The following is a 13,347-nucleotide window of genomic DNA, read 5'->3' as shown; positions in this document are numbered from 1 at the left end:
AACACCCATGACCATCGCCATCACCCGCACCCAGGCCCCCGTTGTTGTTGACGAAGAAAAATGTATTGCCGACAAGGGCTGTACGGTCTGCGTCGACGTCTGCCCGCTGGACGTTCTGGCCATCGACCTGGTGAAGAACAAGGCCTTCATGAAGTTCGATGAATGCTGGTACTGCATGCCCTGCGAAAAGGACTGCCCCACCGGCGCGGTACACGTCAACATCCCTTATCTGGTGCGGTGAGGTCCTGACATGAACGCCATGACGATCCCCGCCAGCATCCACGAGCGTTTGCGCAGCCCCGATGCCGGCGTACGCCGTATCGCCGTGATCGACCTGCCTTACACCGACGAGGAAGACGACGTTGCGCCGCTGCTCACAGAAGCCCTCGCTGATACCGATGCGCAAGTCCGGCTGGAAGCCGCGAAGGCGCTGGAAGGTTTCGAGGAAGCCGAAGTACTGGTGAAACTGGTGCCTCTGCTCAAGGACAGTTCTGCCGAAGTGCGAGACGCCGTCGCCTACACCCTGGCCGAGTTGAAGCAAGCCGCTTCAGCCACGCCACTGCTGCCTTATCTCGTTGACAGCGACCCCGGCGTCCGTGCCGCCGCGCTGCATGCCGTGCGGGCCTTGCGGGTCAACGAAGCTTTTGATCCGGCCCTGCAGTCCCTGCAACACGAAGAAGCGCTGGTCAGGCTTGCTGCGGTCGGCGTGCTGGGTTACCTGAAGAATCCGCAGGCCATCGGTGCCCTGACGCAGGCTGCGGTGCATGACCCTGATCCGGACGTGCGACGCGTGGCTGTAGGCGCGCTGGGTTATGCCGGCGAGTCGTCCGAAATCAGCGTCCACCCGGCCCTGAGCCGGGCCCTTGCTGATCCTGCCTGGCAAGTCCGCGAGGAAGCCGCCACCACCTTTGCCAAACTGGGCTCTGCGCTGGGCGTTCCCGATCTGGTGCGTGCGATGGACGATGAATACTGGCAGGTTCGGGTCAAGGCGGCCCGCAGCCTGGGCAAACTCAAGGCCAGGGGCGGTGTCGAGGTGCTCTGCCAGGCCCTGCAGCATGGCGTGAGCAACCTGCGCAAGGAAGCGGTGATCGCTCTGGGCGAAGTGGGAGACCCCCGCGCGATCACCCACCTGGAGCGCACCCTCCACGACAGCGACCCCGATGTCCGCAAGCTCGCCAAGCTGGCCCTGGCCAGTATCCAGATGAGCGGAGCCATTGTCACGGGAGCCCTGCCATGACACACGTTGTCACCGAAGCCTGCATACGCTGCAAATACACCGACTGCGTGGCTGTCTGCCCCGTGGAGTGTTTTCATGAGGGGCCGAACTTCCTGGTGATCGACCCACAGGTCTGCATTGATTGCGGTGTCTGCATCCCGGAATGTCCGGTCGAGGCCATTCTTGAGGAAAAAGACCTGCCCGCCGGTCAGCTGGAGTACCTGGCATTGAACACGGAACTGGCCGCGAAATGGCCTTTGATTACCCAGTCGCGGGAACCACTGCCCGACGCCGACGACTGGGCAAACCGACAGGACAAAAGAGCGCAGCTTACCGAGAGCGCCTGATTTGCCGAAGGAGACAGACGTGGTACCGATCTTGCGGTACCGAACCCGAGCACTTGTGAACCCAGCCTGGAGATCATGATGACTTCTTACATTTCTGCCCTTTCGTCCTTTCACGCCAAGCTCCCGAAGCCGCACTGGCGGCCCACCCTCCTTCTGGCCCTTGCGCTGCTGCCTGGCCTGGCGGCGGCACAGGCCAAACAGGTGGTGACCATCGGCATTGGCACCCAGAACACCACCACCAACACCGTCACCGGTGGGGTAGTGCTCAAGGAAATGCAGCTTATCGAAAGATACCTGCCCAAAACCGGCAAGTACAAAGACATCGAATTCAAGCTTGACTGGCAAAACGCCACCTCGGGCCCGCCCATCATCAACGGCATGATGGCCAACAAGATCCACATCGGCATGATGGGTGACTACCCGCTGTTGGTGGCCGGCGCCACCGGCCAGTCACAGCCGGGCAACGAGACCCAGCTGATCGCCACCATTGCCTACAACGCCTTTGGCTCGGGCAATGGCATCGTGGTGCACAAGGATTCGCCGTACTACGAGTTCGCCGACCTCAAGGGCAAGCTCGTCTCCGTGCCCTTCGGTTCGGCCGCGCACGGCATGGTGTTGCAGGCGCTGCAGTCACGCAATCTGCCGCCCGACTTCTTCAGCCTGGTGAGTCAGAGCCCCGAGGTCGGCACCACCAACCTGCAGGAAAAGAAGATCGACGCGCACGCCGACTTCGTACCCTTCGCCGATCTGCTGCCCTACCGTGGCTTTGCACGCAAGATCTTCGACGGCGTGCAGACCAACGTGCCCACCTTCCACGGCGTGATCGTGCGCAAGGACTTCGGCGAGAAGTATCCCGAGGTGGTGGTTGCGTACATCCGCGCGCTGATGGAAGCCAACGCATGGCTCAAGGCCGACCCGGTACGCGCAGTGACCAAGGTGGAAGAATGGACCAAGATCGAAAAGGAAGTGGCCTATCTCTACCTCGGCCCGGGTGGCATTCACACGCTCGATCCGACCATCAAGCCGCGCTGGCTCGACACGATCAAGATCGGCCACGGCGTGCTCACCGAGCTCAAGCGCGTGAAGCCGCTCGACATCAACGCCTGGGTCAACGAAACCTATGTGCGTGAGGCATTCAAGCAGGTCAAGCTCGACTACGACGCGCAAAAGCAGTCGATGGCGTCGTTCGACATCACTGGCTCTGACAAGCTGTGCAAGACCCTCGTCGCGCGCCCCAAGGAAGCTGGCGAAGTATGGGTAGAAGGCGCCGGGGTGCAGCCGCACGCCTCGCCGCTTTGCACACTGGGCGCCATCACCAAGCTTGAAAGTGCGGGCAAGAAGATCCGGGTGGCTTACCTGATTGACCACGCACTGGGTATCAAGGTGTTTGCCGACAAAGCCTTCTATGCCATCAACGCCAGCGACAGCAAGAAACCGGTCATAGTGCCTTTCCTGCTCAAGAAAGACGCCGAAAGCCACGCGGCCAAGATCGGCGGCAAGCTCGCCAGCTATAGCGAAGCCCTGACGATCGCGTCGGCTCCCTTCTGATCAGCTTGCCGGAGCCCACCATGTCCATTGCCCCGCTGCGCCGCGTCGACGACGCAGAAGCCTTTGTCACCCGCGTTACGACCGAGCCGCCGAACCACCTCAGCGAGGTGATCAAACAGCCGGCAACCGGGCACGAACCCCGCGCCCGTCTGGTCGTAGCGCCAAACAGCGCTGCTGCATGGCTGGGCGATTGGGTTCGGCGCCAGGGCATTGCGGCCGTGCTGGCGGTGTGCTCGCTCGCAGGCATGGTGTTGTTCTGGCATCTCGTCACGACCTACAGGGTTGATTTCTACATCCGCTTCGCCAACATCCCCACCCCTGCAGATGTGTGGCAATCGGTCGTGCAGGCGGGAAGCAACGGCAAATTCATCACCAACGTGGGCATGAGCTTGCGCCGTATCTTCATCGGTTTTGCGCTGGCCGGCGTGCTCGGCATCGCGATCGGCCTTGTGATTGGACGCTACCGCCGGATGCATGAGCTGCTGTTTCCCGCAATGGAGGCATTGCGGCCCATCCCAGCCATCGCGTGGGTGCCGATCTCCATCATGCTGTGGCCCGACAACGAGGTGAGCATCGTCTTCATCACTTTCATAGGCGCCTTTTTTCCCATCCTGCTCAACACCGTCAGCGGCGTACAGGCGGTGGACTCGGTGCTGCTGCGCGCCGGCCAGTGCCTGGGTGCCCAGGAGCGGCAAATCATGTGGCACGTGGTGCTGCCCGGCGCCGCGCCGCAGATCTTCACCGGTCTGGCCGTTGGCATGGGTGTGGCCTGGGTATCGCTGATTGCAGCCGAGATGATCTCGGGCCAGTTCGGGATCGGATATTTCACCTGGGAAGCCTATTCGCTGATCGCCTACGCCGACATCGTGCTGGGGATGATCACCATCGGGGTGCTGGGCCTGCTGTGCAGCTGGCTCATTCGTATCGCGGGCAAACTTCTCATGCCCTGGCTTGAATTTTCGAAGCTCGGAGGTCGTTCATGAACCCCACCCACAGCAGCGGCCATATCGAGGTGCGAAACCTCAGCATGGTCTTTGGCAGCGCGCAGCAGCGTGTTCACGCGGTCAACGATGTTTCGCTGCATGTTGGACCCGGCGAGTTCGTCTCAATCATCGGGCCTTCGGGCTGCGGAAAATCCACCCTGCTCAATGTCGTGGCGGGTTTCAGCCAGGCCACGCAGGGTGACGTGTTGCTCGACGGGCGCAAGATCACCGGCCCCGGTTCAGACCGCGGTGTGGTGTTCCAGCAGTACTCGCTGTTCCCGTGGATGTCGGTGCGCAAGAACGTCGAGTTCGGTCTGAAGATGCAAAACATGGCACAGAACAAGCGCGAGACCACGGCGCGCACCTTGCTCGGACTGGCGGGTTTGCTGGCCTTCGAGAACCACTACCCCGATCAGCTCTCCGGCGGCATGAAGCAGCGCGTGGGCATCGTGCGTGCGCTGGCCACCAGCCCGCAGGTGATGTTGATGGACGAGCCTTTCGGGGCTCTCGATTCGCAGACCCGTGTGGTGATGCAACAGATCCTCACCAACATGTGGCAGCGCATGCGGCTGTCGGTGTTGTTCATTACGCACGACATCGAAGAAGCCATCTTTCTGTCAGACCGCGTGTACGTGATGACGGCCCGCCCCGGTCGCATCAAGGCCGAGATCGAAATCCCTTTGCCGCGACCGCGCACAGCCGAGATGATGTCTTCTGTGGCCTTCACGCAAGTGCTGCACAAGCTGCGCAACCTGATCCGCGAAGAAAGCCTGGCGGCCATGGGCAACGAACTCGACAGCGGTGGTCTGGAAGGTTTTGCGGTCGATGTTGATGCCAGAGGCGTTGGTGAACTGATTTAACCGTGCAAACGGCCCGCCAGACGCTTCGGCCTTTTCGGGTTGTGGCTTCCCGGGCTCCACAACCATGCACCACATCTACCCCTCCGACATCACCGACCACCGCAGCAGCGGGGTGCTCGAAATCGCCTGGCCGGATGGCAGCGTGGGCCACCTCTCGCACGGCTTGCTGCGATTGCAGTGTCGCTGCGGCGGCTGCGAGCAGCGGCGGCGCAGCGGCACACTTCCCACCCAGGCCGACCCGGCGATGCGCCTGGTGGCGATCGAGCCCGTGGGCGACAAAGGGCTGAACCTGGCGTTCAGCGACGGCCACGACCGCGGCATTTACCCCTGGCCCTATCTGTACGAACTTTCATCGGGAGGCTCCCTATGAGCAACTTCTTCGAGGCCAAAGTCCTGACGGTGCACCACTGGACGGACCGGCTGTTTTCCTTCACATGTACCCGGGACCCGGGCTTTCGTTACCAAAGCGGGCAGTTCACCATGATCGGGCTGAATGTGGACGGGCGACCCTTGATGCGCGCCTACAGCATGGTGAGCCCTCACTACGAAGAAACGCTCGAATTTCTCAGCATCAAGGTGGCTGACGGGCCCCTGACCTCCCGACTGCAACACATCCGGCCGGGCGATGCTGTCCTTGTCGGGCGCAAGGCTTCGGGCACGCTGCTGACACAGAACCTCCTTCCCGGCCGCACGCTGTACCTGCTGGGCACCGGCACCGGGCTGGCACCCTTCATGAGCATGGTCCGTGACCCCGAGGTTTATGAGCAATTTGAAAAAGTCGTGCTGGTGCACGGCTGCCGCCAGGTGAGCGAGCTGGCCTATGCCGGCCTGATCACCACCGACCTGCCGCGCAACGAATGGTTTGGCGAGCAAGTCACGCGGCAGCTTGTCTACTACCCCACCGTCACGCGCGAAGCCTTTCGTCATCGAGGGCGCATCCCGACATTGCTGGAAACGGGTCAGCTGTGCCGGGAGGCAGGGCTTCCCGCGTTGGACCCGGCGCGCGACCGCTTCATGTTATGCGGCAGCCCGGCCATGCTCAAGGACACGCGAGCGTTTCTGGACAAGCTGGGACTGGCCGAGGGCAACATGAGCCATCCGGGCCACTACGTCATCGAACGCGCTTTTGTCGACAAGTAGGACGGCCGCGGCATGCGCACGATGATGCTGCACCTGATGCGCATGCCCGCCTGGCAAAGCTGGGGGTTGGCCTTGCCTGGGGCCGGTCTGTGCGCGCTGATCGCGCTGGCGGCGGGCTTTGTTGCCAGTCTGCATGGCGGCACGCCGATGTTGTACGCGCTGCTCTTTGGCACGGCCCTGCACTACCTGCACGCGGAAGTCCGCACGGCGCCTGGCGTCCGCTTTTGCGCGGGCACGCTTTTGCGCCTGGGTGTGGGTCTGCTGGGTGCACGCATCACCCTGAGCCAGATTGCCGCGCTGGGATGGCCCACCGTTTTCATCACCGTGATAGGCGCCGCCACCACTTTACTTGCGGGCGTGGCGATGGCGCGCCGTCTGCGCCTGCCGGCCACCCTGGGTGTGCTCGCGGGCGGCGCCACCGCGATCTGCGGCGCCTCTGCCGCCATGGCGATTGCCGCCGTACTGCCGCAAAGCACAGAGCGGGAACGCGAGACCCTGTCTGTGGTGGTGCTGGCCACCTTGCTGTCCACGGTGGCGATGCTGACCTACCCCCTGGTTGCCAGCTTTCTGCATCTGCCGCCCGCCCTCGCCGGCCTGTTCATCGGCGGCAGTATTCACGATGTGGCACAGGTGGTCGTCGCCGGGTATGCACTCGGAAATCAGGCGGGGGATGCGGCGTCCGTCGTCAAGTTGCTCAGGGTGAGTCTGCTGGCTGTGGTTGTCATGGGTGTGGCGCTGGCCTTTCGCCAGCCGGGCGGTGCCGCGCTGCCAGCGTCGGGCCGGCCGCCCCTGGTGCCTGGATTTGTGCTGCTTTTTCTCGCCTTGGCGGTCATGCATTCGCTAGGCTGGCTGCCCCGCCCGCTGCAGACAGGCCTGGGCCAGGCGTCACAAGCCTGCCTCACTGTAGGTGTGGCGGCCCTGGGCATGAAGACCTCGTTCCTCGAATTGACACGCTCGGGCCGACGCACTGCCTTGCTCATGGGCTTCACCACCGGATGGATAGGCTTGCTCATGCTGGCCGGCGCATGGTGGCTGCGGATGGAAATCCCTTAAAGTCTCACCTGCTTGCAGCTTCAGCGAGCATCAGCAGGATTTGGACTCTTCGGGACTTTCATGATTACAGGTTTTGGCCCGTCCTGGCCTGGATGGCTATCTGGCTACCTTCTGGCTGTTGGTATCGGTGTTTCCGGCGTGGCGCGCGCCCAATCATCCTGCGCTAGCGATGGCCAAAGCCGGCCTGTCGCCCTGGTGGAGCGCTTCATCAATGCCGATTGCCGCGATTGCTGGATCGATCCGGCGACTTTGCGGGCAGGTCCGCGCGAGCTGGCGCTAGACTGGGTGTTGCCCGGTACCCAGGGCGAGGACGCGCCGCTGTCCGCCGTGGCAACTCGGGACGGCCTCAAACGCCTGCAAGCTCTGGGCGCAGCGCCACCCGCAGGCGCCAGCAGCCGCAGGACAACGGTGGCGGGCGGTAAGGGCCAACTGCGGGTGGCGCACGGCCTGCCAGTCACTGGCTACATCGGCGCCTCGATCGCGTACAAACAACTGCCATCGAATGCAGCGGGGCAGCCCTGGAGCGCCTGGCTGGCGCTGGTCGAAACCATTCCTGCCGGCACCGAAGGCACGCCCGTCGCCAGGAATCTGGTTAGAAATCTTATTCAGCCCATATGGGACGGGCGCAGGCAGCTATCAAAAACAGAGCAGGTTAACTTCATCGAGTCGCGCTCGATGGACATTCCGCCCGGAATGAACACCGACCGGGTCCGCGTGATCGGCTGGGTGGAGGACGCCCAAGGCCGCATTGTTGCCGCAGCGCAATCGCGCTGCGCTGGGAGGTAGTCCCGCATCAGCCATTGCATATAGCGGCTATATCCATCGGGGCTGCGCGCCGGCCCGCAGAGCGCTTAGAATCAGTCACCGGGCCCAAGCAATTGCGCCCGGTTTTGTGTTTCTGCAGTCCCTGCAGCCAGAAACCGGTCCAGTCCAAGTGCCTTCTGTTCATCAACAGTTTGAAAAGGCTTGGGATTCATGGAAATCTTCGACTACGACAATGTCTTGCTGCTCCCGCGCAAATGCCGCGTGGAAAGCCGCTCTGAATGCGACGCCGGCGTCACGCTGGGCAGCCGCCACTTCCGTATACCGGTGGTGCCTGCGAACATGAAAACCGTGATCAACGAAGATATCTGCGTCTGGATGGCGCACCACGGCTATTTCTACGTGATGCACCGCTTTGACCTGGACAACCTGGCCTTCGTCAAAAGCATGACCAGGCACGGGGTTTACTCGTCGATCTCACTGGGTGTCAAAAAAGCCGACTACGCCACAGTGGACCAACTGGTGGCCGAGGGCCTGGTGCCAGACTACATCACCATCGACATTGCCCATGGCCATGCCGACACGGTGCAGCGCATGATTGCCTACCTCAAGGAAAAACTCCCCTCCTCCTTTGTGATTGCCGGCAATGTGGGCACGCCCGAGGCCATCATCGACCTGGAAAACTGGGGCGCGGACGCCACCAAGGTTGGCATCGGTCCGGGCAAGGTCTGCATCACCCGCATGAAAACCGGTTTTGGCACGGGTGGCTGGCAACTGTCGGCGCTCAAGTGGTGCGCGCGCGTGGCGACCAAACCCATCATTGCTGACGGCGGTATCCGCGAACACGGCGACATTGCCAAGTCCATCCGTTTTGGCGCCACCATGGTGATGATTGGCTCCATGCTGGCCGGCCTCGAAGAAAGCCCTGGCCAGACCGTGGAGGTTGATGGCCGCCTCTTCAAGGAGTATTACGGCAGCGCTTCGGACTTCAACAAGGGCGAGTACAAACACGTGGAGGGCAAACGCATTCTGGAGCCGGTCAAGGGCACGCTCAAGGACACCTTGCGCGAGATGGAAGAAGACGTGCAGAGTGCCATCAGTTATTCAGGCGGCACCCGACTGATGGACATCCGCAAGGTCAACTATGTGATTCTGGGCGGGGACAACGCGGGCGCTACAGAGCTGTTCAATTAGCGCTTGATTTAAATATAGTTCCATGTAGCATCAGACTACATGGAAATTCCAACACACTCTATCGACTATGCTTTTCGGGTGGTCTATCCCAATCAAGAATTTCTTGAGGGAAGAGGTTTCGGGCGGGTCGCCCACCTCCCCTTCATCATGGACAGCCGTCCCGGCTACCACCGGATCGCCAATCACTTTCTCATTGATCTGGGCTTAGGTGAGTGGAGCGTCGGGACACGCGGGCTTGAGCAAGCTTCAACCATGCCGCCAACCGAAGCAACCATGCACAACTACGCGCATTGGCTGGTCAACTATCTTGAATATTGCCAAGCTCGTGGCAAAAAACCCCTCCATGCCGATTACAGAATCGACCTAATTCAAAGCTACCAGGGAGAAATGAGCGCGGGAAGTTGGTCGCGAGACAACGCTGGACTAGCGGCAAAAACTGTTAACTCACGAGTTGAAGTCGCTTGCATGTTCTTACAGTGGGCGGTTGATAAAGGGCTGCGCGAACCGTTTCATATCCCAAAGGTGCGTAAGTCGTTCGCGGTCGACAGTCGTGGGAGCAGCGGCGCTCAGAAAATCAAGATTGTGGAGGCCAGACGCGGAAAAATCAGGGAAGGCAAGCGACGGATTGGGCTTCCAGATGAAAAGGACATTGGCGCATGGCTGACTCGGGTCAGTGAAAAATGCGCGGTTGAGGGGCTCATTGCTGATCTCATCCTAGAAACCGCCGTGCGCCGGGCAGAAGCCGCTGCATGGCGTTTCGACACCCTGCCACTTAATCCCGACGAGTGGGATGTTGTCAACCAAGACCGACCGCTGAAAGATCAGGCCGTCAGCGTAAGGCTGCGGTACGGGACCAAGGGGCGCGGCCACGGTAAAGTTCATGGCGACAAGATTGGCCCGGAGGGCGACATTCTTCTGCCGATGCCAATGGCGCTCAAGCTGCACGAGTACCGTCAAAAGGTTCGACCCAAGGCGCTGACGATTGCACTGCGCAAGGCAAAAAACGTCCGTGAAGCAGAATTCCTGCGAAACAACGCAGTCCATTTGTTCCTCAATCCCGTCACTGGAGATCGCTACACAGGGCAACAAATCTATGATTTCTGGACGAGAAAAAGCGCCCAGTGCCCGCGTGGATGGTCACCTCACTTGGCGCGAGATTTTTGGGCCTGTAGCACGGTGTGGAAGCACCTGGAAGAGCAAAAGGGATTTTTGGAATCCGTCATCAACAACAAGTTAAATCCCTCAGTGCTCAAGATTTTGGCGCTAGACATCGAGGGATTCATCGAATTGACGGTCCAGCGCCAACTCAGGCACGTCTCAAGCGAGACCACCATGATCTACCTGCAATGGGTGTCGGACCGACTGGGCGTGAACATGAACTTCCATGAAAACTATATGCAGAAGCTCAGTGAAGAAGACATTTGACATGGCGAACAACGAGTGAGCATCCGCACATACAACAAGGACCACCTTAAGGAGCACGCTGGCGTCACGCTGGCAGCCCCGATCCGAGTCGACTCCCCGGAATCTGGCGATCCATTAGTGTTCTGGACGCAACATCAGAAAGAACCTTGTGAAGTCAATCTATACCCCTTGGCCACGGGACAGAGTGTGACAAAAAATAGAAAAGGAGGTGGATCAAAATTCATTCCGTTTACAGGGCGACCGGAACTAATTCGCCAACTGGTTCCGGCCATTCAAGAAGCCCTTCTGTATGCCGCCAAAGCAACCGTCAATCGCTACATGAACGCACTTCGCGACTGGTGGCGGTTGCTCGATGCAGTAGAGGCAGCAGCAGCGACGACCGGACAGCCCTTTACACGGGTCGACGATGTCCGCCTCCTGACACACGTTCATAGCGAATTTGCATATCGCAGCGCGATTATTCGTCAAGCCTTCGGAGCATTTCGAGGCCTCGTGGACACCACCCGCATGGCCCTTGGTGAGCCCCAAACCTATTGGGAATCGCCCGAGAACCCGGACGTACAAAAGCATATTCCGCCGCAAGAGCAACGCAACGCCGTGCGGTTTGCAATCAGGAGTACCTGCCGCAAAGTTCTGGAGCGGTGGGAGCAGTCCGATCGGCTTAGTCAAAGCGACACAGAACCAGACGACCCACAAGAAGCCGGACTGTGGCGGAACGTGAGGTACATGCGCCACATCCAGAAAGAAACCGGCAAGGTACTGCCCGCACCTAGTGATTTGCAAGATCGTATCGCTCCGTGGGCGCTCAATTCCAAGCGAAGCTTCAAATTGTCTGTGCGGGAATCCGTCTTTCCAACCCACTGGGATGCAGAAGCGGTGTGGCATCAATGCCTGTTGAACACCGGATGGAACCCGTCGACGTTGAGGCGCCTGGACGTAACCAAAAGAATATTGATCGACCACTTTAAAGATAACGCCAACGACCCTCACCGCCGCTTCGTACTTAGCGCGGAAACCTACGATCTGGTCGGAGAAAAAGAACGCTCGGGCGGCAATGAGCAATTTGTGACCGGGCAATGGAAGACCCTGGATGGTCCCGGTCATCTGATCAAAACGTATCTAAAGCGTGTCGCTCCGCTGCGTGAATTACTCAAGCAGCAACTCGACCAAGCGAAACTCAAATATGAAGAAATGAACGATGCGGACTTCGAAGTCCGCTCGGCACTGTTTGCGCAAGTCAAGTCTTTGGAGCAGGGAGTACGCAGCGTCTGGCTGTTTGTCGACCGCTTCTCTAAGGTAAATTGGCTCACCTTGCAATCCAGAATGACTGGCAGTAGTAACGGAGTGGGGACAGTATATTTAGCCGAGGTTGTTCACTTGCTTAACACGCAACGGCTCGCCGCCAATGCACGACGGGAAGCGAATACGGAAGTACTGCTTGCGGCTGTTCCCCATGTGGTGGCGAACCACTTCCGGGTGTGGTTTGCGGATTACGTATACCGGTCCGGCAATGGCAACATGCTCCATGTCAAAAAAGCCCTTAACCATGCTCGGCTCGACACTGCCAGTGGTTATACGAACACTAACATTCTCAACCAGGAGGCCAGCGACGCCGCGAGGCGATTCCTCAACATTCTGGTGGACGAACTGGAGGTGGGCCGGGTCGACTTGACCATTCTCACCCATTTGTACCGCTATGGAAAAGTAACGCCTGAACAGGAAGAGACTCTTGCTCAGGCAAGAACCCTGCCGAAGAGCCGCATGAAGGTCGCTTGCAAGGACCCTAGCCACCCGCCATCTCACATTAAGGCTACTGAGGGTAGGGCCTGTGATGTGCAGCGCTGCATGCTGTGCGTCGAGCATGCGGTTCTGCTGCCCGAATCGATGGACGGTATTGCCATGCGAGCGGAGGAACTGCGGGCACTGCAGGGTTTCCTTCCGATTGAGACATGGATCGAGGAGCACTTTGACATCGAACTCAAAAACAACCTCATGGCCCTACGCAAATTTGACCTGAACCAAAGCTTGGCAGCACGCAGGAACTGGGCGCATGTAATTTCCACTGGCGAGCACTACGTGCCCGGCCTGCCATTGGGTTCCCTCCCCGACATGATGGAATTGGTATGAATGCACCCGACAAATTGCCTATGCCGTCCTCACTTGACCAAGACTCTTCCCTTGGCCAAGCCCTGACGCTCTTCCCTCTAGAAAGATTGCAGCATCTCGATGTCGACAGCGCCCTGCGCTGCCAGATGATGCTAGGGCACGGCGGCACCTTTGGAATCTGGGAGACCACGGAGACAATGGTTCCGCATATGAGACCCAGTATGCGGAGCATCGATCTGCGCCGTAGGATTGCCTCCTATCTACCCAGTGACGCGCCAGGCTCACCTGTCCTTGACAAGCTTCTGGATGAAGGAGCCTTGTGGATGACGCGCCTGGCTCTACTGATGCGTCTAGGGCCAGCCGGAGTGGCCGGCCGCTGGAGGTTTAAGCGGCTGGATGCGAGCACAGTCGCTAACATTCTGTATCAGTACCAAGCCAAACTGGTGGCACTAGGAGCCTCCAGACGACTAGACAATAGAGCCAATTCCAGCATGGCTTTCGCATCCGCCCTATCCGCGGAAGATTTGGGCACATTGTGGGCGAAAGATGAGTCGCGTTTGGAGCTGAGGCGTCGTAAGCACGCGGCGAACACACATTGACGCGCAGGCGCGCCGAGCACTGGGTAATCAGGCGACGGTAAATGTCGGCTGCCAGCGGTGCGGCAACAGCTCGCCGACCTGGCTGGCACGCTGGGTAGGCAGCCGCGACAGCAC

At 60.0% G+C, this 13,347-nt stretch carries 13 protein-coding genes; all 13 read left to right on the top strand.

Annotated features, from left to right (window positions below):
- Positions 1-7: 7 nt before the first annotated feature.
- Positions 8-241, top strand: a complete 234-nt coding sequence (locus Q8L50_RS04415) for a ferredoxin family protein (protein ID WP_305347446.1) — start codon at positions 8-10, stop codon at positions 239-241.
- 9 nt (positions 242-250) lie between these two features.
- A complete protein-coding gene (locus Q8L50_RS04410) occupies positions 251-1,237 on the top strand; it encodes a HEAT repeat domain-containing protein (RefSeq protein WP_305347445.1) in 987 nt (328 codons plus the stop codon).
- Positions 1,234-1,563 (top strand): ferredoxin FdxA, encoded by a 330-nt coding sequence (gene fdxA, locus Q8L50_RS04405; RefSeq protein WP_305347444.1) that lies wholly within the window; start codon positions 1,234-1,236, stop codon positions 1,561-1,563. The genes Q8L50_RS04410 and fdxA overlap by 4 nt, the downstream gene beginning before the upstream one ends.
- Before the next feature lie 78 nt (positions 1,564-1,641).
- The gene (locus tag Q8L50_RS04400; RefSeq protein WP_305347443.1) at positions 1,642-3,111 is read left to right on the top strand and encodes an ABC transporter substrate-binding protein; all 1,470 of its coding nucleotides are present in this window, start codon (positions 1,642-1,644) and stop codon (positions 3,109-3,111) included.
- A gap of 20 nt (positions 3,112-3,131) precedes the next feature.
- Positions 3,132-4,094 (top strand): ABC transporter permease, encoded by a 963-nt coding sequence (locus tag Q8L50_RS04395; protein ID WP_305347442.1) that lies wholly within the window; start codon positions 3,132-3,134, stop codon positions 4,092-4,094.
- Positions 4,091-4,954 carry an ABC transporter ATP-binding protein gene (locus tag Q8L50_RS04390; RefSeq protein ID WP_305347441.1) on the top strand — a complete coding sequence of 288 codons (864 nt, stop codon included), beginning with the start codon at positions 4,091-4,093 and terminating at the stop codon, positions 4,952-4,954. Before Q8L50_RS04395 ends, Q8L50_RS04390 begins: the two co-directional genes overlap by 4 nt.
- Before the next feature lie 64 nt (positions 4,955-5,018).
- A complete protein-coding gene (locus Q8L50_RS04385; protein WP_305347440.1) occupies positions 5,019-5,324 on the top strand; it encodes a DUF971 domain-containing protein in 306 nt (101 codons plus the stop codon).
- Positions 5,321-6,094, top strand: a complete 774-nt coding sequence (locus Q8L50_RS04380) for a ferredoxin--NADP reductase (protein WP_305347439.1) — start codon at positions 5,321-5,323, stop codon at positions 6,092-6,094. Before Q8L50_RS04385 ends, Q8L50_RS04380 begins: the two co-directional genes overlap by 4 nt.
- Positions 6,095-6,106: 12 nt before the next feature.
- Positions 6,107-7,147 (top strand): YeiH family protein, encoded by a 1,041-nt coding sequence (locus Q8L50_RS04375; RefSeq protein ID WP_305347438.1) that lies wholly within the window; start codon positions 6,107-6,109, stop codon positions 7,145-7,147.
- A 60-nt stretch (positions 7,148-7,207) separates the two neighbouring features.
- The gene (locus tag Q8L50_RS04370) at positions 7,208-7,933 is read left to right on the top strand and encodes a hypothetical protein (protein ID WP_305347437.1); all 726 of its coding nucleotides are present in this window, start codon (positions 7,208-7,210) and stop codon (positions 7,931-7,933) included.
- A gap of 189 nt (positions 7,934-8,122) precedes the next feature.
- Complete coding sequence (locus Q8L50_RS04365) at positions 8,123-9,103, top strand: GMP reductase (protein ID WP_305347436.1); 981 nt, start codon at positions 8,123-8,125, stop codon at positions 9,101-9,103.
- Positions 9,104-9,142: 39 nt separating this feature from the next.
- Positions 9,143-10,528, top strand: coding sequence for a hypothetical protein (locus tag Q8L50_RS04360; protein WP_305347435.1), 1,386 nt, complete (start codon positions 9,143-9,145; stop codon positions 10,526-10,528).
- A gap of 15 nt (positions 10,529-10,543) precedes the next feature.
- The gene (locus Q8L50_RS04355; RefSeq protein WP_305347434.1) at positions 10,544-12,655 is read left to right on the top strand and encodes a hypothetical protein; all 2,112 of its coding nucleotides are present in this window, start codon (positions 10,544-10,546) and stop codon (positions 12,653-12,655) included.
- The last annotated feature ends 692 nt before the right edge of the window (positions 12,656-13,347 follow it).

The organism is Polaromonas sp. (assembly GCF_030680935.1).
GTDB lineage: Bacteria > Pseudomonadota > Gammaproteobacteria > Burkholderiales > Burkholderiaceae_C > Polaromonas.
The sequence above is the reverse complement of the archived record's forward strand: the minus strand, read 5'-3'. Positions and strand labels throughout refer to the sequence as shown.

Bases quoted from the DNA above. Each gene is read 5' to 3' on its own strand.
- Q8L50_RS04415 (WP_305347446.1), top strand. From the start codon at position 8: ATGACCATCGCCATCACCCGCACCCAGGCCCCCGTTGTTGTTGACGAA.
- Q8L50_RS04410 (WP_305347445.1), top strand. From the start codon at position 251: ATGAACGCCATGACGATCCCCGCCAGCATCCACGAGCGTTTGCGCAGC.
- fdxA (WP_305347444.1), top strand. From the start codon at position 1,234: ATGACACACGTTGTCACCGAAGCCTGCATACGCTGCAAATACACCGAC.
- Q8L50_RS04400 (WP_305347443.1), top strand. From the start codon at position 1,642: ATGACTTCTTACATTTCTGCCCTTTCGTCCTTTCACGCCAAGCTCCCG.
- Q8L50_RS04395 (WP_305347442.1), top strand. From the start codon at position 3,132: ATGTCCATTGCCCCGCTGCGCCGCGTCGACGACGCAGAAGCCTTTGTC.
- Q8L50_RS04390 (WP_305347441.1), top strand. From the start codon at position 4,091: ATGAACCCCACCCACAGCAGCGGCCATATCGAGGTGCGAAACCTCAGC.
- Q8L50_RS04385 (WP_305347440.1), top strand. From the start codon at position 5,019: ATGCACCACATCTACCCCTCCGACATCACCGACCACCGCAGCAGCGGG.
- Q8L50_RS04380 (WP_305347439.1), top strand. From the start codon at position 5,321: ATGAGCAACTTCTTCGAGGCCAAAGTCCTGACGGTGCACCACTGGACG.
- Q8L50_RS04375 (WP_305347438.1), top strand. From the start codon at position 6,107: ATGCGCACGATGATGCTGCACCTGATGCGCATGCCCGCCTGGCAAAGC.
- Q8L50_RS04370 (WP_305347437.1), top strand. From the start codon at position 7,208: ATGATTACAGGTTTTGGCCCGTCCTGGCCTGGATGGCTATCTGGCTAC.
- Q8L50_RS04365 (WP_305347436.1), top strand. From the start codon at position 8,123: ATGGAAATCTTCGACTACGACAATGTCTTGCTGCTCCCGCGCAAATGC.
- Q8L50_RS04360 (WP_305347435.1), top strand. From the start codon at position 9,143: ATGGAAATTCCAACACACTCTATCGACTATGCTTTTCGGGTGGTCTAT.